Raw genomic sequence first — 19,593 nt, forward strand, 5'->3', positions numbered from 1 at the left:
ACTGCCGCCTGAGTCCCTTCCAAGCTCGCCGCACAACCAACGGTCAAGACCGCTGACCGCTCGCTGCGAGCAGTTCCTTCAAGATCGTCGCCGGGTCGGCCCGCTGTTGCTTGCGGTAGTTGCCGACATGGCGGACGAACAGTGTTGCGCGCGTCACCAGGCTCTTGCCGAGCACGGGCTTGCGATCCAACTCTTCCTTGATCCGTTGAAACTGCGCCTGGATCACCGCATCGGTGTAGCGCGTGCCGGTGGCCAGGTTGTCGATGTAAATCGCCACCGCGCCGTCGAGGGCGCTGCGGCCGTTGGCAATGGCCATATCAAACAGCTTCGCACTGGCCTCGTCCTTGTTGTCCAGAGACTGTTGGCGACTCTTCTGCAGGTTGGCCAGGCGGATGTTGTAGTTGCTGATGGTCTCGGCCACCAAGGCGGCCGACTGGATCAGGTTGCCCGCCGCTTCTTCGCGTTGCTGGGCGATCAGCGAGACATTGCGCTTGAGCTCTTCGTTGACCAGCCCCAGTTCGGCTTGCAGCTTGGGGTCAACGCTGGCGGCGATGATGCTGTCCAGGCGTTTGGTCGGGTCCTGGGCGTCGTCGATGGCATCGGTCAGCGCGGCAAGGCGCCCTTCTTTTTGCCACTGCACAAACAGCTCCTTGTAACGCGAACGTGGCGCCGACAGCGCGCCAATCGCTACGCGAAAACCGGTGGTTTCGTTGCTTTGCTCAGTGCCATCGGCGGCGAACAGCGGGTATTCGCGGCGCATGCCGGTGAACAGCGTACCCTCGCCTTCCAGGTAGTTGCCGCCCTTGACCACAAAGCCGCCATAGGTGCCCTGACGTCGCCCGGCATGGACCAATTGAAAAGACTCCTGGACCATCTCCGCCGCATTGCCGATCACGTCGAACATGCCAATCGGATTGGGCAATTTGGTGCCGATGGGCATCAGGCGCGCCGCCTGGCCAGTACCGCCGGCGACTTGGTTGAACACAGCGTAGTCGCCCAGCGGGCCATCACTTTCGCTGCCTTCGACGCGACGCGGGAACAGGCGCCCTTCCAGATCCTGACGGCTCACCGCCTGGCCACCGCGTGCGGCAAACTCCCACTCCACTTCGGTGGGCAGGCGCACAAAACCCAGGCCGCCGTCTTCTGCCGACGAACCGCGACCACTGACCGGCAGCAACTCGCGGTGGTATTTCATCAGCCACGCGCTGTACACCGCCGAGAAGCGCTCAGCCTCAAAACGCGACAGTTTCACCTTGGGCAAACGCCCGGCCATGCCGGTCGGCGCATCGCAGGCGGGGGCCGGTTCACCGCTGGCCAGGGACTGCGCCTGGGCCATGACCTGGGCGTATTGGCGCGCGGTCACTTCGTACTTGCCGATGAAGTACAGCATCGGCTTGAGTGGCGTCTTGGCGTCGGTCTTGGGCATCAACGGCGCGATGACTTTGTTCCAGTCTTTCGGCAAATCCTTGAGGGTGAACTGGCCGTTGATAAAATCGCGGCGGTAGCCGGAAATAAACGACTGCTGGTAACCGGCCTCGCCCTCGGCGAAGGGGTAGCCGAGGCTGATCTCGCGGTCGTCCAGGGTGCCCTGGGCCAGCACGTAGGCGTAGCGGAACACCATATTGCCCTCGCACGGCAGCGGCAGGCTCACGTCATCCGGCAACGGTTTGGGGTTGTCCAGTTTATCGCTTGCTTCATCGGCCCAGGCCATCGAGGCCAGGCTCAGCGCCAGGGCGGCGCCCAGTAACTTATACATCTCTGATTCCTTCAGAAGCCTGGATACGCGCCACTCGCCAACCCCCACACGCCGCCGCCACGGCGCTGACGCCGAGGACTGCAACCAGGGCCAGGCCGTAATGACGCGCCAGCAGGTGACTGGCGTGTTCGCCCGGCACCTGCACAAATAACGTGTTTAACGCCGCCTCGGCCAGGCCATACAGCCCGGCACTGAGCACGGCGGCAAACCCTGCGCTGTAGAGCGCCTGCACCACCACGAACAACAGCAACGCGCCGGTGGAAAACCCCAACAGACGCAACACCGACAATTCCCGACGCTTGCGCGCCACGGCGGCCAAGGCACCGGCGAAGATCGCCGCAAATGCCCCCGCCAACGCCAACCCAGCGATGACCCAGAATACGATCGACAGGTTGCGGCTCAACGACTGCACCTGGGCGATGGTGTTTGCCTGGGTCGACACCAACAGGTTCTGCCCAGCGAAATACACCCGTAACGGCTCCACATCGCCGAGGCTGCGCGCATACAAGCGAAACGCCGGATAGACCCGCTGCTCAGTCACAGCCACCTCATCACCTGCCCATCCCAGCGCCGGTACAGCACGGCCGTCGCGGTAATCTTCCGCCGCTTCCAGCAAGCCCGGCGCGGCGAACAGACCATCACGGGCGAACGCTTCCAGCGGCAGCACCCCCACCACTTGCACCCGTGTGCGTTGCTCCTCGACACGCCCTGCGACCTGGCGGGCAAAGCGGGTTTCCAATAAATCCCCAGGCCGCGCCGCCAGTTTCTCGGCAGCGGTGTGGCTCAGCACGATCTGACCCAGGCCCTGCGGCAGCGCCACAGCACCCAACAACGGATCACCCGGCGCCGTCGGCAGCATTTCCAAGGTCAGCGCGCCCACCTGCGCCGTCGCCGCAATCTGCCGCGTGCGCGGCACGGCGAACGCCACATCGCTGCGCTGGCCAAGCTGCTCGATAAATACGCTGCTGAATCGACCACCGCCCAGCGGAATAATTTCACGGGTGGCCGGGTCGGTCTGCAAACGTTCGGTCAAACTGCTAACCAGTCCAAATTTCAGGCCGAATAACACCAGCAACGGCGCGATCACCGCCACCAATGCCAACACCGAACAGGCCGACAGCCAGGCGTCGTTGCGGTAGTCCTGCCAGGCCAGCGAAGCGATCAAGGGAATGCGCATCAGCACGCCTCCCCAAGGGTGGCAGTGACGCCACCGTCGGCATCGCGGCGGCAACTGATACGCCGTATCAGCAAGCCACTGGCGCGGGCCAGGGGCTCGTCATGGGTGGCGATCACACAGGCGGCGCGGTGTTCGCGGGCCTGGGTCAGCAGCGCGTGCATCACACGCTCGGCGTTCAGTGGGTCGAGGGAGGCAGTCGGCTCATCCGCCAGCACCAGTTGCGGTGCATGGGCCAGGGCGCGGGCGCAGCTCACACGCTGGCGCTGGCCCACCGACAGCGCCGAGGGCTTCTTCGCCAACTGGTCGCTGATTTCCAGCTGTTCGGCCAGGCGCGCCACACTGCCATCGTCCTCCAGGCCCAACAGTTGCCGGGACAAGGCGATATTGCCGCGCACATCAAGAAACCCCAGCAGCCCGCCGGTTTGCAGCACATAACCCAGGTGTTGGCTGCGCAACTGCGCCAGGCGCGATTGCTGATCGGCACGCCACAGGCCGCCGATGTCGACAGCATTGAAGTCGAACTGCCCGACCTGATCCGGCGCCAGGACCAGCGCCAGCAAGTCCAGCAAGGTGCTCTTGCCGCAACCGCTGGGCCCGACAATCGCCAACTGCTCCCCGGCACGCAGGTGCAGCGCCGGGATCACCAGGCTGTAGCGCTGGCTCCCGACGCCCCGGCTCTTGTGCACCGCGCTCAGGTTCAGCATCACGGCAACGTCGACAACGGCACGCGGTACAACGCATCGCCCGGCTCGGCATCGCCGAAACGGACCCAGTTGGCGACGTCGTTATGGAAGGTTTCGTAGAGGCGGATTTTCGAATCCAGCTCGTCGATAAAGTCTTCCTGCTCAGCCACGCTCAGCGACAACCACAAATCCTGGGTCATGTTCAGCGACTTGCTGCGGTACGGCAGGCCTTCCAGGTATTCGCCGAGGATGCCGCCGTCTGCCAGGTTGCCGCCCTTGCGCAGGGCTTGCGGGTCGCGGCTCATGTAGGCCGAGGCGCTGGCGATTTCCTGGAAGAAATCCTTGGGTGAGGTCTGGGTCTTGCGCGCCGCGTCGACGATCAGTTTCAACGACTGCTGCAAGTCGTTGAGCTGCAACTTGGTCAGCATCACGCACACCTGGAACGCCGGCAGCGCCGGGTTGGTCAGGTCGCGGTCGGCGGTCCAGGCACTCACCAGTTGCGGTGCCTGGCTCGCGGTTTTGCGGCCGAGGAAGTCCATGTGCATGGCGTAACCCACAGCGGCAGATTTGTCCGCCAGGGTCGGCGCCGAACTGAGCATCGGCACAGGCTGCGGCGTGTTGCTACGCACCTGGTGCACCAGGTTGGCGAACACGCTGCCGATCTCGTCGACACGCTCACCCAGCTTGCGTACATCGCCACCGGGCACCGGTGTGTACAGGTCGCCGATCTGCGGGTTGGCGTCGGCGGTGAGGATGCGGTACTGGCTCTCGGCGCCGGCGTGGGTTTTCTTACCGGCGTCGGTGCGCAGGTGCAGGGCGTAGATCTTGATCTGTTTGCCCAGCGCCGCCTGGCGCACTTCGGCTTCGTTCATCTGGGTGGCGGCAAACGGATCGTTCTTGCGCAGCGCACCCGCATCGGTGACCAGCAGGATGATGCGCCCGCCATAGCCGGACCAGTCCATGCCGTCCACCGCCTGCATCACCCCGGCAAACGCGTCTTCGTTGAACGAATGGCTCGACACGCTGGAGGCTTTGACCTGCCGCGCCATGTCCAGGAAGCGTTGCGGGTCGCGGCCCTGGTCGAGGCTGATCAGGGTTTTGGCCACGTATTCCAGGCCAGGGGTTTTCTTGATGCTGCTGCGAAAACCCACCATGCCAAAGCTGACGCTGTCCAACTCGCCGCGCTCGCCGATGCGGGTTTGCAGCTCATGGACTACGTCGCGAATCTGGTCGATATACGGCTGCATCGACACCGTGGTGTCCACCACCAGCACCACGGCGGTGCGGAAGGCATCGGCATTGGCGTTGATCACCGGCGTCGCGGGCTTGGCCGCTGGGCTGCTGCCGGGGTCGATCGAAGCGACATTGAGCAACTGCACCGGCTGGCCGTTTTCGTCGAAGCTCTCCTTGGAGTCGAAGATCGGCAACAGGTAGAACTGGTTCTGCGGCACCGCGCTGGCGGTGGGTTCCAGGGCGAGGATTTGCGCGTTGTCTTCGCTGTTTTTCTGCGCCTTGGCCAACGCCCCCTTGGCGGCGGCCGGGTCGGCGAGCAGCTTTTCCACTTCGCCGGATTGGCGCAGGAACATCACCGGCGCACGGCCCGAGCGCTCGGTGAACTTGAGCACCAGGCTCTGCTTCCAGTCGCTGACCTGGGCGGCCGGCAGCCAACCGTCGCTGCGCCCGTCGGTGGCGGTGCCGACGCGCACCCACGGCTGGCCGTCGACGTCCTTGCGTTGGTACACGTAGAGCACCGAAAACGCCGGCAGGGCTTTACCTGGCGCGCTGCCGGCCTCATCCGCAAGCTTCGCGCCCGGCTTGCTGAGGACGCGCTGGAACAGGGTTTTCTTGCCCGCCATCAGCAACGGACGCTGACCGCCATCCGCCTCAACCGCTGCCGCCGCCGGTGTTGCTGCGGGCGTTGCTGCCGGCGTTGCCGCAGGCACTGCAGCGGCCGGCGGCTTGGCGGGCTCATCATCGCCACTCAGCCACCAATAGGAAGCACCGCCAATCGCCAGGGCAACCGCCACAGCCACCGCCGCCAGCGCCAACACCGGCCCGCGACGCTGCTCGCTGTGCTGCGTCGGCGGCACCACCGGTTGACGCACCGGCTCGGGTTGGGCCGTGGGGATTTCGATGGACTCCGGCGTGATGCCGCCCAGGTCGAAGCTCAGCGGAATCGGGCGCACCAGGGTGGCCTCGGGCGATTCCATCGGTAATTGATCCAGCGCCAATAACAACGCCGCCGCATCCGGGAACCGCTCGGCCGGATCCTTGGCCAACAACTTGCGCAACACGCCCTGATAACGACCGTGGTGCACCGGCAATTCCGGCAACGGTTCGGTCAGGTGCGCCAGCGCGGTGGACAGCGCGTCGGTGCCGCTGTACGGCAGCTTGCCGACGAGAATTTCGTAGAGCACGACGCCCAGCGCATACAGATCGGCGCGGCCATCGATCTCCTGGCCCCGCGCCTGTTCGGGGCTCATGTAGCTCGGCGTGCCCACGGCAAAACCGGCCTGGGTGAACTGGGTGCGGTCGTCCAGGGACTTGGCGATGCCAAAGTCCGACAACACCGCCGTGCCGTCAGCGCGGAAGAGGATGTTCGCGGGCTTGACGTCGCGGTGCACCAAGCCTTGCCCGTGGGCATAGCCCAGTGCCGAGGCGATCTGGCGGATCAGCGTCACGCCCTGCTCCGGCGTCATACCGGCAGCGATGCGCTCCTTGAGCGTGCCGTTGGGCAAAAACTCCATGGCCATGTAATACAGCTCACCGACATTGCCGATGTCATGGATGGTCACGGTATGCGGGTGCGACAGCCGCGCCAGGGTCTTGCCCTCACGCAGGAAGCGCTCGCAGAAGCTCGGGTCGGCGGCCAGTGCCGCCGCCATCACCTTCAGCGCCACCTTGCGCTCCAGCGAGCGCTGGATCGCCAGGTACACGCTGGCCATGGCGCCTTCGCCGATCTCGCCTTCGATGTCGTAGCCAGGAATCACGATATTCATGCCGATACCTTCACAACGATGGCGGTGATGTTGTCCGGCGCGCCGCGATTGAGCCCCAGGTGCACCAGGCTGCGCACAATTTCATCCGGCGCATCGTGGCTGAGCACTTCGCGGATTTCGTGGTCTTCAACGGTCTTGTTCAGGCCATCGCTGCACAACAGGTAGCTGTCACCGGGGGCGATCAACAGGTCGAGCACCGCCACCTCCAACTGCGCTTCCACACCCACGGCGCGGGTGACGATATTGGCGCGCGGATGTGTGCGGGCGTCGGCTTCGCTGAGCAGGCCGCTGTCTTGCAGGTCTTGCACGTAGCTGTGGTCGCGGGAGATGCCTTCAAGCACGCCGTCACGCAGGCGATACAGGCGACTGTCGCCGGCCCACAGGCAGACGCCGCGCAAGCCACGGGCGGCCAGTACTACCACGGTGCTGCCCATCATGGTCACGCCACGGTTGGCGGTTTCTTCGCGTACGGTGGCGTTGATGCGGATCAGGTCATTGCGCAGGGCGGCCGAGTATTCGTCGAGGGAGCGGCCCAACGGCACACTGCGCAGGCTGTCGACGATCAGGCTGCTGACATAGTCGCCCGCCGCATGCCCGCCCATGCCATCGGCGACCACCCACAGGCGGTTTTCCGGCAGGTCCAGGCACGCATCTTCGTTGACCTGTCGCACCATGCCCACATGGCTTTTGCTCGCGGATTTGTACGTCGCGCCCATCTACACCACACCTTCTTGTCCGAGCAGAAACTGCGCAAAATCGCTGGCGGCGGGCAAGCCCTGACACCGTAATAAACCAGGGGAAATACGTTCCGAGCCTCGGCCCCACCACAGGCTCGCGCCCTCGCAGGCCTGTTCGGCAAGCGCGGTCATGCGCCCATGGGGCACGGTGGCGGACACCCGTTGCAGGCCCGCGAAACGGCTGTCGACCGCACGCGGCTCAGTCGCTGGCAAGCCCAGGCTGTCGAGGCCGTCGTTGAAGCTTTCGAAAGTCGCGCCGCTGTCCAGGGTGCTGAGCAACAGCTCTTCGGCCTGCTCGAACCACGTGTCCGGCCCGCCCACCAGCGAGGCGGGATTGGTGTCGTGATCAAGCAAGGCCACCACCGCCAACGGGAAGTAGCGCCCGACCCGATCAATGCTCGGCATCACCACGCCCGCCACTGCGTCCGGCCCGCACACGCCCGGCGCCAGCACAAAGCGCCACAGCGGGCTGACCAGGTACACGTTGAGCCAATCATCGCCCAGGCTGTTCTGGCTGGCGAGCAAACCCGCCGCCAGCCAGCTGTCCCACGGGCCAACAAAACTCTGGGGCAAGGCGCGGCTGACAAAGTCCCCGCGACTGGCTAACTTGCCGTAGAAACCCAGGGTCGTCATAGCCGCTCCGGCAGGCTGAAGCCACTGAGCACGCGGCTCTTGAACGGGTTGAAAGCACTGTTGGCACGCAACTCGTAGGCGATGCTCGCGCCGTCGACCCGCAGGCGCAGGTTGAAGCGGTCCGGCGAGTTGCCGGCAGTAAGGTCCGATTGCTCCAGCAGGCGGAACCACGCCCACGGACCGTCGAGGGTCACGCCCGAGCGGCCACTGGCCGATGGCGGCATGATGGAAATCCGCACCACGCCAATGCTGCCGGGGTTCGGCCATTGCATCGCTACCGGGCGGCTTGGGCCGTGGTCGTAGCTCAGTTGCTGGCCGTCTAGATCGAGCAGGAACTGGGTAATCGTCGGGTCCATCGACACCGGCTTGAGTTCGAAACGCACGATGGGCTGGGTGCCCCCCGACCGGAAGAACGCATCACGAATCGTCGCGGCGCGCTGGAAGGTTTGCAGCACCCCCGGCGCGATCCCCAGCTTCTGCGCAGCGCCCGGCTGCCAGCGCCAGGTCTGCGCAGACGTGTCCACGTAGGGTTGCAGGTATTTGCGGAAGTAGTTGTCCATCACCCCGCCCACGCCGAAGAACTGCCCGAAGTCATCCAGCGTGGCGTCCCGCGCACTGCCCGGCGACATCGGGTAACGCCCTGCCAGGGACTGGCGATACACGTTGACCACTTCGCTGACCCAGGCCGCGTTCAGCTGGTTACGCACCCCACCCATCATGCTGTTGGTGGTGGAATTGACCACCGACTTGACCATGCCCTGCACCAGCGGCGGCTGGCGTTCGGCATTCAGGCTGACCCGCGTGGCCGCAGCCGCCGCCTGATTCTTGGCTTCGCCGAGCAGCGCATCGCCGCTGGCGCCGACCATGGCGCTGACCTGCACATACAGCGCGTTCATGTCCGACAGCAGGCCATCGATCGCCGCCGGCTCGCCTTCAGTCTTGCTGACGATGCTGTTGAGTTCGGCAAAGTGCGCGGTCACCGGATCATCCGCCGCCTGCGGCGCATTGCCGGTCGGTTGTTCCTGGCCGAGCAGACTGCCCAGGCGCTCCTTGAGCTTGTCGACACCGCCTTCAACCGGTACGCCTTTGGCGGCCAGCTGACGCTCTTCGGCTTGCAGGTCCGTTTCCCTGGCCACCGCCACCAGCAGCTTTTTCAGCGGTGACGTCGGCCCGGAAATCACCCGCAGCACATCGGCCGCCTGGGCCACGCTGGTGATTGGCACAAAGTCGATATCGGCGAGCAAGGCATCCCACTGGCGCTGGTAGTCCTGGAAATACAGGCGACGCACATCGGCGGCCAGGCTCACCACGTTCTGTTGATCGGCCTGCTCGTGGCCCAGCACCCACTGCTCTTCAGCGAGGGTGCCGGTCTGGTTCAGGCTGCTCAGCAGGAAGGCCTGGCGATAGCCCTTGGCGGTAAAAAACCCACTCAACGGCTCGCCCAACGGCTTGCCGCTTTTGCGGCTGAACACCAGCGCGGCATCACGGCCAGCAGCTTCGTTGATGCGAAAGTCCGGGATGCCTTCGGGCAGTTTCTGGCGTTTGACTCGATCGTAGACACGCTGGGCCACCGGCAGCTGTTGCAGTTGGCGGCGCAGGTCATCGATCAGGCGCGGATCAAGGCGTGCGTTCGGCGGGTGACGATCGAACAGCGCCTGCAAGTGCCCGGTCAACGCCTGACGCTGGTCGGCCGGCAGGTCGCGGGGCAGGTTGCGATCCCAGTCGAGGGCGATCCAGGCCTTGATGAAGTCCGGATCGTAATGCTCGCTGTCGGCCAGCATCAGATAGGCCTTGAGGCCTTCGTAGAGGAAATCCGAGTTGCCGCCGCCGTGCAGTTGCTCTTCGATGCGCGTCACCAGACGCGGCGCGAACACCGCGATCAGCAGCTTGCGGTACACGCTGGCGGATTCGGCTTCGAGCATGTCGCCCTGATACAAGCCCAGGCCTTCGGACCAGCTCGGCGAATCCCCAGCAAGGTTCTTCACTGCGTTGAGCAACGGCAGCACCGCAAGGACTTCACGCTGCGCCGGGCTGAGGTTCTGCACAGTCTGGCCCAGCGGCGCGACCTTTTGGTCGACCTGGGCGATATACGCCTGGTTGGCGCGATAACTCACCCACCACAGGCCGCTGACCACCACCACCAACGCCACCGTAGCCGCGAGTACACCGCGTGCGATCCACTTGCGCCGGCGTTCGACCTTCGGGTTCACACCCACCAGGCCACGCTCGGCAAACGCCACGGCAGTAAACAACTTTTCGATGAAGTAGCTGCGCCCGGTGCCGCTCTGGCGTGCCAGATGCTGGCGGTCCAGGTTCATGCTCTGGGCCATGGCGCCGATCAGGCGGTCAATCGGGCTGCCTTCCTGGGTGCCGCTGGTGAAATACACACCGCGCAACAGCACGCGCTCTTCAAAGGCATTGGGTTTGAACACGCCTTCGAGGAAGCTTTGCAGGCAATCCTTCAACGCGCCGAACTGCTGCGGGAAGCCGTAGATCAGGTCGCGCCGCGCCGGGTCGCGTTCCTGTTGCAGGCGCTCCACCAGACGCTCGTTGAGGCGTTGCTCTAATCCTGCGAATTCGCTTTGCAGATGGGCCAACGGGCTGTCGCTATTCTTGCCGTCGTCCAAAGCAAAGGTCATACCCCACACCTGGGCGCGGTCTTCCTTGCTCAGGTTATCGAAGTACTCCATGAAACCCGGCACCAGATCGAGCTTGGTCAGCATCAGGTAGATCGGGAAACGTACGCCCAATTGGGTGTACAGCTCCTGGATACGCACGCGAATCGCAGCCGCATGGGCGGCGCGCTCGGCGTCGGTGCCGAGCAGCAGATCCGAAAGGCTGATGGCGATAAACGCGCCGTCGATAGGCCGGCGTGAACGCTGCTTTTTCAGCAGGTCGAGAAAGCCGAGCCACGCGGCTTTATCCACCGTGGAGTTGCTGTCCTGGGTGGTGTAGCGGCCAGCGGTGTCGAGCAAGACGGCCTGATCGGTGAACCACCAATCGCAATTGCGCGTACCGCCGACGCCACGCACCGCACCGGCGCCCAATTGCGCGGCCAACGGAAAGTGCAGGCCGGAATTGACCAGCGCGGTGGTCTTGCCCGAACCCGGCGGGCCGATGATCACGTACCACGGCAACTCGTAGAGATTGCGCCGCTCGTCACCGCCGAGCTTGGCTTTTTTCAACAGCGCGAGGGCTTCGTCCATGCGCTGGCGCAGGGTCGACAACTCTTCGGCGGTGGCCACGCTGTTGGGGTCGGCCGGGGTTTCGGCGGCCAGGCTGCGCATCACTTCGGCGGCCTGACGGCGGGCCTGGATGATGCGGAACACGCGGTAGGCGATCCACACCCCGAACATCAGGATGATCAGCGCCCAGCGGCGCCCTTGCGGCACCAGCACGTCGAGCAACGGCCCGACAAACCAGATGATCAGGCTCAGGGCGATCAGGCCCAATACCGGGATCACCCAGCGAATCATGAAACTGAAAAACGCCTTCACTCGACGCCCTCCGCCAATACGGTGATTTCAACCCGACGATTGCGGGCGCGGCCTTCGGCTGTGCTGTTGGTGGCCAACGGCTCGGTGTCGCTTCTGCCCTCGGCACTGAAGCGATCCGCCTGGCCGGTCTTGGCCGCGAGGATCTCCAGCACCGACTTGGCCCGCGCTTCGGACAGCGCCCAGTTGGACGGGAAGCGCAGCGTGGCAATCGGGCGATTGTCGCTGTGGCCGGTGACGCGCACCTGCCCCTTGACCTTGCGGATGGCATCGGCGATGCGCAGCATCAGCGGCTGGTAGTCGTCGACAATGCTGGAGCTGGCCGATGCGAACAGTTCATCGCCACGAATGGTGACCACCGAACGGTCGACTTTATCTTCCACGGCCACGCGACCGGCCTTGATGTCTTCGGCCAGGAACCCGGCCAGACGCGGCCGTTCGATGACCTTGGGCTGCGCCACTGGACGGTCGATGGCCTGCACCGGGATCTCGCCCAGGGCGTGGATATTCTTGAACACCGGCTCCGCCTGCGACGCCAGCAGCATGCGCAAGGTGAACAGCAACGCCAGCAGCAGCGCCACGCCAATGGCCACGGCGATCCACGGCGGCATGAATTGCGCCAGGCGGTCCCGCGCCACGGTCACGCCGCGCCAGTGCGGCGACAGCTCACGCTCATGCTCGCCACGGGCACTACGAATCGCTGCCGCGGTGCGCTCGCGCAAGGCTTCCAACTGGCTGCGACCGTCGTTCATCACGCGGTAGCGGCCTTCAAAACCCAGGCACATGCACAGGTACAACAGTTCCAGCAGGTACAGGCGTTCCCGTGGGCTTTGCAGGCAGTGGTCGAGTAACTGGAAGACTTTCTCGCCGCCCCAGGCTTCGTTGTGCACGGTGATCAGCAGGCTTTGCTTGCCCCAATCGCTGGTGCTGCCCCACGGCGTGCTCAACACGGCTTCATCGAGGGCGGTGCACAGCGCGTAACGGGCCAGCAGCACTTCGTTGCGCGCCACACCGGCGGCTTCGGCGCGCTCTTCGAACTGGCGCAGGTAGGCCAGCAACTGCGCGCGCAGGCTGGCTGGTGCCGGGTGGGCGATGGTATTGCGCAGGCGCGTCAGCAAGGCCAGCAGCGGGCCAGCGGCGCTTTCCAGTGGGTTCAGCCCCTGGCTTTTGCCGGTGAGCATCGGTGCAGCCGGCATCGACAGCGGGGCCGGTTCTGCCCGTGCAGGTTCCGGCGCACGGCCACCTGGGCGCGGCATGAACTGGGTGCGGTCGTCATCATTGGGATGCATCGCGGATTATCCTCGGATCGCCCAGAAGGCCAGGTTCAAGCCCGGGAACTGCCCGGCAATGTGGAAGGCAAAACCGCCGGAGTTGCTCAGTTGCTGCCAATGCTCACTGCCGCGGTCCAGCTCGTAATAGGTGCTGCCCGCGTGATACGGCAGTTGGCGCGGCGCCACCGGCAAGGGCACCAGGCCGATGCCCGGCAGTTGCAGGTTGACCATGTCGCGGATGTGCTCCACCGCGCCGACCTTGCTCTGCTGGCCGAAGCGGCCGCGCAGGGTTTCGCCGGGCACATCGGCACGCACCACCAGGATGAAACTGGCGTTGTCGAGCAGGGTTTTGTCGGCAAGCATCGCCACGTGAATGCCGTAGGCTTTCTCGACAATCGGAATCGGCGTGGCCTTGCTGTCGATCAGCATCGACAGCGCTTCACGCAAGGCAGCCATCACCGGGGCGTAGCTCAGGGCCAGGTCATCGTGCTGGTACTGCGGGTATTCCTGGGGACGACGGCCCGCAGTGGAAAAGGTCGAGAACTCACCGGCCAGGCTCACCAGTTCGCTGAAGAAGCGCTCCGGGTGCAGCGGACTCAACTGGCTAAAATGCTGGATCAGCGGCTGGGCGCGGTTGACCAGTTGCAGCAGCATGAAATCAGCAATCTCCGATGCACCACCGGCGCCCGACGCGACCACGCGGCCGGCCAGGGCCTCACCGCGCTGGTGCAACAGGCCCAGCAGTTCGCTGCGAAACGCGGTCAGCGGTTTGCTCGCGGCCACGTCCAATACCGGTGGAATGTAGGTGTCATCGAGCACCAGGGCGCGGTCGGCGCGCTTTTCCTTGATGCGCACCAGGCCGATGGCGGCGTAGTCGCTGATGCCGTCCTGGGCGGTCAATAGGCGCAACGCACGGGAACCCACGGCCACTGGCGCGCGGTTCTCGAACGGGGCGTTGTCGTCGCGCACTTCGCGCACCTGGCTTACGTAGCGCGCAGCCTCCAGGGCTTCGCCTTCATCAACCGTGTCCCGCGCACCGGCGCGCTTGAGCGGCAAGGCCAGGTACACCAGGCCGTCGCGCAGGTTGTCGTCGATGTTCAGCGGGCTTGGTGCCAGGTCATCCTGGGGGATATTGAACGGCGTGCCGTCAGGCAACAGGCCCCGTGCCGAGACGATGGCCAGCTTGCCCTGGGCCAGCAGGCCCTGGTCGATCAGCAACTCGGAAAACCCCCAGGCACCGGCGGCCAATGGGCGGCTGCGGGCGTCGATCAGGTTTTCCAGGTAACGGTCATGCTGCTGGAAGTGCTGCGTTCCGATGAACATGCCTTCCGACCAGACCACGCGATTGTTCCAGGACATGGGGGCTCCGATTGCTTGTTATTGGGCAGGGCTGGATGGGGAAACCACGACGTCGGCGCGCACGGCACGCACATCGAGGCTGATCTGGTATTCGGTGTATTGGCGCGCTGGCACGTTGATTACCGCGCGCCATTGCGCACGGTCCAACTCGCGGTAACCCACCAGCAAGCCGATCTGGCGCGTGGACGGGTCGAGGTCGCGCTGGATGCTCAGTTGCTGGCCGGGCTGGACCATCACTTCGTCCTGGTCCAGCAGGTCCAGGCCGAGGGTCGATTGGGCACGGTCCGCCAAGGCGAAGTAGTCGGAACGGCCGAAGGTGGCGGCGTTTTTCAGTTCGAAAATGCGCACGCGCACTGGAGCGGCCTGGCCGTTGGCGCCGGGGTTAAGCCCGGAAATTGCGTGGAAGTGCAATTCGACGGCAGCGGTATCCGCCTGCTCCTCGACCGCTGCTTCGGGTTTGACCGCGTCGTTGGCACACGCCGTCAGCAGCAGCGCGGTGGCGACTGCGAGTAAAAACCTGGGAATCATCCTGCGTCCTCAATGACGTACTTAGCTATCCGTTGATCCGTTGTTGCGGCGTGGCGTTAGCGACGCTGTCGCGCGCTGTGTTCTTCGTAGGCTCGGCTGAATTCGCGGCCGAACAGGTCCTGGAAGTCTTCCTGGGCCTCGCGGGAAATATTGCCGTAAAGCTCGGTGAACTGCTGCCAGTACTGGGCCTGGCGCGAGCCATTGAAAAGGCTCGACAGCCCGCCGGGCTTGCCCATGCGTTCCTCCAGCTGGGTTGGTTCGAAGCGCATGAGCAAGTGCTTGATCGCGGCTTCCACCCCGGCCATCACGGCCAGCTGGTGGGCCCGCAAGTCGTCGAAACTGTCCCGCACGGCAAGGTCCGGCGCCATAAACGCTTGGTTGCCATGGCGAAGCAAAAGCAGTAACGCTTCCTCGGCATTCGGGGCAAATTTCAACGGATTGTTTTCAGCAGGCTGGATCATCGTCTGCTGCATGCGGAACTCGCCCTTGAGGCTGGCGCGGGCGCGCAACACGTCGATCAGGCCTTCGACCATCAGCCGGTAGCTGCGACCGATGCTTTCCATCTGGGCTTCGGCCTGGGCGTTGTCCAGACGCAACTGGTCAAGGCCGGCGCCACGCAGGAAGGCTTGCAAGAGGTCGGGTTGCTGGCTGTCGGCCACGGGGAGCACGGGCTCGACCACAGGTGGCGGCGCGATGACCGGCGCAGTGGGCGGTGGAGTCGGTGCCAGAGGCGGCGGCGTGCTGGGCGGCGGCGTGCTGGCCACCGGCGCTGGCGCGGGCGCGGGCGCGTCACCGAACAAGTCCCAGTCTTCAGGAATCACCGAGCCCGACGCCACGGGCGCTGCAACGACAGGCGCAGCCACTGGCGTCGGCGGGCGGAAGTCATGTTGCTCGGAGGGCACGTGGTCCGGCACGGTCGGCGGCGGTACGGCGGTGGGGCTGAGGAAGTCGAACAGGTCCGGCAGGGTGTCCATCGCCGAGGCGCCCTGGAACTGCGGCGCGATCACGGGCGTGGCTACCGGCGCACTGACCACGGCGCCCATCAGCGCTTCAAAGCTGTTCGGCGACTCACCGGCAAACGGCTGGCTATCGACGGCCTGCACGTTGAAATCGATACGCGCCTGAATCTCGTAGTCGCCGATGCGGATCAGCTCGCCATTTTGCAGCAGCTCGCTATTGCCCCGGCGCATGCGCACACCGGCGTTAACCAACTCCACACCGTTGGTGCTGTTATCGGTTAAATAATAACGGCCGTCCTTGTATTGAATAACGCAGTGTTGCGAAGACACCAGCCGCTCAGGATCAGGCAGTACCCAGTCATTATCCGAACTGCGGCCGATCGCCATCGAGCCCTGATTCATGGACTTTTCGGCGCACTGCCCTGGGGTGATCTTGTGATAACTAGTGATAGTCAAACACAGCGACATCTTGCCTCCTTGCTGATACTTCGCGCGCGGGCGATTCCCGGGACAGCGTTTCCCGAGAGAGCCCCATCAGGTCGTGCATCCGACCGTCTACAACCTGCTGATGCCAGCATGATCGCTGATCTTAACTGGGCTCTATGACAAAAATCCTGTCCCGGTGCGCCGTTCGACCCACCGGTCGCGCAGGTTGTTAAGCACCGCACATCTGTCACAGAGGGCGAATAGCTTACCTTGACAAGGCATAAGTACTACACCAAAAATGCACAACTTCTTGAACACCAATGATGGCACATTAATAGCATCGTGCTTATATGACCAAGAAACCATGCAAAGTTCCTTGCGCAACTAATGCATGAATTGCCCGACATCTAACGGGCTGATAGGGAGATCAATTTCAGTGGATGTGCCGTTGCTGCTCACCGCCGTTTCCGCGACTTCGCCCTGTGGCGAAGACATGGAGTATGACGCGCAATTTCTCCAACTGGAGCGTGATGCCAAGGGCCAGCCTGAGCGCAGCATGGGTGACTCCATCCTGCCCGCTGAACCGCCGGAATGGCGCAGCATCCAGCAGCAGAGCCTCGACTTGCTGCAGCGCAGCAAAGACCTGCGCATCACCCATTTCCTCCTGCAAAGCTCCCTCGCCCTCCAGGGTGTGGCCGGGCTGGCCGACGTCCTGACGCTGATCAACGCCCTGCTGCGCGAATACTGGACCGATCTGCACCCGCGCCTGGATGCCGACGACGATAACGACCCGACTGTGCGCATCAACGCCCTGTCCGGCCTGACCAGCGACGCGACCATTCGCCTGCTGCGCGAAAGCATCCTCACGCGCTCGCGCACCTTCGGCCCCGTGAGCCTGCGCGCTGCACTGAACGCCAGCGGCCTGATGAATTTCCCCGATGAACAACTCGGCGCCCAGCAACTGCACGCCGCGTTCCTCGACAGCGACCCCGAACACCTGCAAGCCACCCGCGACGCCTTGAGTGCCGCCCGTGCGGCCTGCGAAGCCATCGAGCAGCAGGTCAGCGACCAGGTCGGTTCCGCCCAGGGCGTGGACCTGACCCTCTTGAAGCAACCGCTCAAGCAAGCGCTGCAAGTGCTCAACCAAGCGGTTCCAGACACCCAAGGCAGCAGCGAACCCGAGGCCGTCAGTGACGACAATGCCCCCTCGGTCGAGTACGCCGCTGCCCCTGCCGCACCCCGCCCGGCCGGCGACATCGCCAGCCGCGATGAGGTGCTGCGCAGCCTCGACAAGATCCTTGCGTACTACACCCGTCACGAGCCTTCGAGCCCGCTGCCGGTGCTGTTGAACCGGGCGAAGAACCTGGTGCATGCCGACTTTGCGGCAATCGTGCGCAATCTGATTCCCGATGGCATGTCCCAATTTGAAAACCTGCGTGGCCCGGACGGCGAGTAAGCCGGCCGACTGCGCAGTAACAACACCGTCGCTCAAGCGACCAGGAGCAGCAACGTGGCGAAGCAAAGTTCTCAGAAATTCATCGCGCGCAACCGCGCGCCTCGGGTGCAGATCGAGTACGACGTCGAGCTCTACGGCGCCGAGAAAAAGGTCCAGCTGCCCTTCGTAATGGGTGTGATGGCCGACCTCGCCGGCAAACCTGCCGAGCCTCTGGCGCCAGTGGCTGATCGCAAGTTCCTTGAAGTGGACGTCGACAACTTCGACTCGCGCCTCAAGGCCATGCAGCCGCGCGTAGCGTTCCACGTACCGAACGAGCTGACCGGCGAAGGCAACCTGAGCCTGGATATCACGTTCGAAAGCATGGACGACTTCAGCCCGGCCGCCGTGGCCCGCAAGGTCGATTCGCTCAAACAGCTGCTCGAAGCCCGCACCCAGTTGGCCAACCTGCTGACCTACATGGACGGCAAGACCGGCGCTGAAGAAATCATCATGAAGGCAATCAAGGACCCGGCACTGCTTCAAGCACTTGCCAGCGCGCCCAAGCCTGCAGGGGACCAATAATCATGACTGACAATACCGCCCGCGAAGGCGCGCTCAACCTCGGCGCCACCGAAGAAACCAGCGAGTTCGCCTCGCTGTTGATGCAAGAATTCAAGCCCAAGACCGAGCGTGCCCGCGAAGCCGTGGAAACCGCCGTGCGCACCTTGGCTGAACAGGCACTGGCCCAGACTGACCTGGTGTCCAACGACGCGATCAAATCGATCGAATCGATCATCGCTGCCATCGACGCCAAGCTCACCGCCCAGGTCAACCAGATCATCCATCACCAGGATTTCCAGCAGCTGGAAAGTGCCTGGCGTGGCCTGCACTACCTGGTCAACAACACCGAGAGCGATGAGCAGCTGAAGATCCGCGTGCTCAACATCTCCAAGCCGGACCTGCACAAGACCCTGAAGAAATTCAAGGGCACCGCGTGGGACCAGAGCCCGATCTTCAAGAAGATGTACGAAGAAGAATACGGCCAGTTCGGCGGCGAACCGTACGGTTGCCTGGTAGGCGACTACTACTTCGACCAGTCGCCTCCGGATGTCGAGCTGCTGGGCGAGCTGTCGAAAGTCTGCGCCGCCATGCACTCCCCGTTCATCGCTGCGGCCTCGCCGACCGTGATGGGCATGGGCTCGTGGCAGGAACTGTCGAACCCGCGCGACCTGACCAAGATCTTCACCACCCCGGAATACGCCGGCTGGCGCTCGCTGCGTGAGTCGGAAGACTCGCGCTACATCGGCCTGACCATGCCGCGCTTCCTGGCGCGCCTGCCGTATGGCGCCAAGACCGACCCGGTGGAAGCTTTCGCCTTCGAAGAAAACACCGACGGTGCCGACAGCTCCAAGTACACCTGGGCCAACGCCGCATACGCGATGGCGGTGAACATCAACCGTTCGTTCAAGCACTACGGCTGGTGCTCGCGCATCCGTGGCGTGGAGTCCGGTGGTGAAGTGGAAAACCTGCCGGCCCACACGTTCCCTACCGATGACGGTGGCGTGGACATGAAGTGCCCGACCGAAATCGCCATCAGCGACCGCCGTGAAGCGGAACTGGCGAAGAACGGTTTCATGCCACTGCTGCACAAGAAAAACACCGACTTCGCCGCGTTCATCGGCGCCCAGTCGTTGCAGAAACCGGCCGAATACGACGACCCGGACGCCACCGCCAACGCCAACCTGGCTGCGCGCCTGCCGTACCTGTTCGCCACCTGCCGTTTCGCGCACTACTTGAAGTGCATCGTGCGCGACAAGATCGGTTCCTTCAAAGAGAAGGACGAGATGCAGCGCTGGTTGCAGGACTGGATCCTCAACTACGTCGACGGCGACCCGGCGCACTCCACCGAAACCACCAAGGCCCAGCACCCATTGGCTGCCGCCGAAGTGATCGTGGAAGACGTCGAAGGCAACCCGGGTTACTACAACTCCAAGTTCTACCTGCGCCCGCACTATCAGCTTGAAGGGCTGACCGTGTCGCTGCGCCTGGTATCGAAGCTGCCTTCGGCCAAGAGCGCCTAACCCACGGATGAGCTGGCTCTTCTGCGGGAGGGGGCTTGCTCCCGATAGCATCACT

The 19,593-nt window shown here is 64.1% G+C and carries 14 protein-coding genes; 3 read left to right on the top strand and 11 right to left on the bottom strand.

What is annotated here, in order from left to right:
• Positions 1 to 43: 43 nt before the first annotated feature.
• The 11 genes from EJD88_RS24875 to tagH are packed head-to-tail and all read right to left on the bottom strand — an operon-like array spanning position 44 to position 16,064.
• On the bottom strand, positions 44 to 1,756 hold the full coding sequence (locus tag EJD88_RS24875) for an SUMF1/EgtB/PvdO family nonheme iron enzyme (protein ID WP_099586027.1): 1,713 nt from the start codon (positions 1,754 to 1,756) through the stop codon (positions 44 to 46).
• Positions 1,749 to 2,933, bottom strand: a complete 1,185-nt coding sequence (locus tag EJD88_RS24880) for an ABC transporter permease (RefSeq protein ID WP_158879244.1) — start codon at positions 2,931 to 2,933, stop codon at positions 1,749 to 1,751. The genes EJD88_RS24875 and EJD88_RS24880 overlap by 8 nt, the downstream gene beginning before the upstream one ends.
• Positions 2,933 to 3,637 carry an ABC transporter ATP-binding protein gene (locus EJD88_RS24885; RefSeq protein WP_158879245.1) on the bottom strand — a complete coding sequence of 235 codons (705 nt, stop codon included), beginning with the start codon at positions 3,635 to 3,637 and terminating at the stop codon, positions 2,933 to 2,935. The genes EJD88_RS24880 and EJD88_RS24885 overlap by 1 nt, the downstream gene beginning before the upstream one ends.
• A complete protein-coding gene (locus EJD88_RS24890; RefSeq protein ID WP_158879246.1) occupies positions 3,637 to 6,615 on the bottom strand; it encodes a serine/threonine-protein kinase in 2,979 nt (992 codons plus the stop codon). The genes EJD88_RS24885 and EJD88_RS24890 overlap by 1 nt, the downstream gene beginning before the upstream one ends.
• Positions 6,612 to 7,331, bottom strand: a complete 720-nt coding sequence (locus EJD88_RS24895) for a PP2C family serine/threonine-protein phosphatase (protein WP_158879247.1) — start codon at positions 7,329 to 7,331, stop codon at positions 6,612 to 6,614. The genes EJD88_RS24890 and EJD88_RS24895 overlap by 4 nt, the downstream gene beginning before the upstream one ends.
• Positions 7,332 to 7,985 (bottom strand): type VI secretion system-associated protein TagF, encoded by a 654-nt coding sequence (tagF, locus tag EJD88_RS24900; RefSeq protein ID WP_158879248.1) that lies wholly within the window; start codon positions 7,983 to 7,985, stop codon positions 7,332 to 7,334.
• Positions 7,982 to 11,482: a type VI secretion system membrane subunit TssM gene (gene tssM, locus EJD88_RS24905; protein WP_158879249.1), complete on the bottom strand. Its 3,501-nt coding sequence runs from the start codon at positions 11,480 to 11,482 to the stop codon at positions 7,982 to 7,984. The genes tagF and tssM overlap by 4 nt, the downstream gene beginning before the upstream one ends.
• Positions 11,479 to 12,768: a DotU family type VI secretion system protein gene (locus EJD88_RS24910; RefSeq protein ID WP_099586034.1), complete on the bottom strand. Its 1,290-nt coding sequence runs from the start codon at positions 12,766 to 12,768 to the stop codon at positions 11,479 to 11,481. The genes tssM and EJD88_RS24910 overlap by 4 nt, the downstream gene beginning before the upstream one ends.
• Before the next feature lie 6 nt (positions 12,769 to 12,774).
• Entirely contained in the window at positions 12,775 to 14,109 is a 1,335-nt protein-coding gene (gene tssK, locus EJD88_RS24915; protein WP_099586035.1) for a type VI secretion system baseplate subunit TssK, read from the bottom strand.
• A gap of 18 nt (positions 14,110 to 14,127) precedes the next feature.
• Positions 14,128 to 14,637 (bottom strand): type VI secretion system lipoprotein TssJ, encoded by a 510-nt coding sequence (gene tssJ, locus EJD88_RS24920; RefSeq protein ID WP_099586036.1) that lies wholly within the window; start codon positions 14,635 to 14,637, stop codon positions 14,128 to 14,130.
• A 56-nt stretch (positions 14,638 to 14,693) separates the two neighbouring features.
• A complete protein-coding gene (tagH, locus tag EJD88_RS24925) occupies positions 14,694 to 16,064 on the bottom strand; it encodes a type VI secretion system-associated FHA domain protein TagH (RefSeq protein WP_158879250.1) in 1,371 nt (456 codons plus the stop codon).
• Positions 16,065 to 16,458: 394 nt separating this feature from the next.
• Between tagH and tssA the strand changes: the two genes are divergently transcribed.
• Genes tssA through tssC form a run of 3 tightly spaced genes read left to right on the top strand, consistent with a single transcriptional unit; the run spans position 16,459 to position 19,538 of the window.
• The gene (tssA, locus tag EJD88_RS24930) at positions 16,459 to 17,478 is read left to right on the top strand and encodes a type VI secretion system protein TssA (RefSeq protein WP_112192774.1); all 1,020 of its coding nucleotides are present in this window, start codon (positions 16,459 to 16,461) and stop codon (positions 17,476 to 17,478) included.
• Positions 17,479 to 17,532: 54 nt separating this feature from the next.
• The gene (gene tssB, locus EJD88_RS24935; protein WP_017135823.1) at positions 17,533 to 18,039 is read left to right on the top strand and encodes a type VI secretion system contractile sheath small subunit; all 507 of its coding nucleotides are present in this window, start codon (positions 17,533 to 17,535) and stop codon (positions 18,037 to 18,039) included.
• 2 nt (positions 18,040 to 18,041) lie between these two features.
• Positions 18,042 to 19,538: a type VI secretion system contractile sheath large subunit gene (tssC, locus tag EJD88_RS24940; RefSeq protein ID WP_099586039.1), complete on the top strand. Its 1,497-nt coding sequence runs from the start codon at positions 18,042 to 18,044 to the stop codon at positions 19,536 to 19,538.
• Positions 19,539 to 19,593: the final 55 nt, after the last annotated feature.

Source organism: Pseudomonas sp. PB105, from assembly GCF_009764655.1.
In the GTDB taxonomy this organism is placed as follows: Bacteria; Pseudomonadota; Gammaproteobacteria; order Pseudomonadales; family Pseudomonadaceae; genus Aquipseudomonas; species Aquipseudomonas cyclaminis.

Coding starts and splice junctions, on each gene's coding strand:
- tssK (WP_099586035.1), bottom strand. CDS start 14,109: ATGTCCTGGAACAATCGCGTGGTCTGGTCGGAAGGCATGTTCATCGGA.
- EJD88_RS24890 (WP_158879246.1), bottom strand. CDS start 6,615: ATGAATATCGTGATTCCTGGCTACGACATCGAAGGCGAGATCGGCGAA.
- EJD88_RS24885 (WP_158879245.1), bottom strand. CDS start 3,637: ATGCTGAACCTGAGCGCGGTGCACAAGAGCCGGGGCGTCGGGAGCCAG.
- tssJ (WP_099586036.1), bottom strand. CDS start 14,637: ATGATTCCCAGGTTTTTACTCGCAGTCGCCACCGCGCTGCTGCTGACG.
- tagH (WP_158879250.1), bottom strand. CDS start 16,064: ATGTCGCTGTGTTTGACTATCACTAGTTATCACAAGATCACCCCAGGG.
- tssC (WP_099586039.1), top strand. CDS start 18,042: ATGACTGACAATACCGCCCGCGAAGGCGCGCTCAACCTCGGCGCCACC.
- EJD88_RS24875 (WP_099586027.1), bottom strand. CDS start 1,756: ATGTATAAGTTACTGGGCGCCGCCCTGGCGCTGAGCCTGGCCTCGATG.
- EJD88_RS24895 (WP_158879247.1), bottom strand. CDS start 7,331: ATGGGCGCGACGTACAAATCCGCGAGCAAAAGCCATGTGGGCATGGTG.
- tagF (WP_158879248.1), bottom strand. CDS start 7,985: ATGACGACCCTGGGTTTCTACGGCAAGTTAGCCAGTCGCGGGGACTTT.
- EJD88_RS24880 (WP_158879244.1), bottom strand. CDS start 2,933: ATGCGCATTCCCTTGATCGCTTCGCTGGCCTGGCAGGACTACCGCAAC.
- EJD88_RS24910 (WP_099586034.1), bottom strand. CDS start 12,768: ATGCATCCCAATGATGACGACCGCACCCAGTTCATGCCGCGCCCAGGT.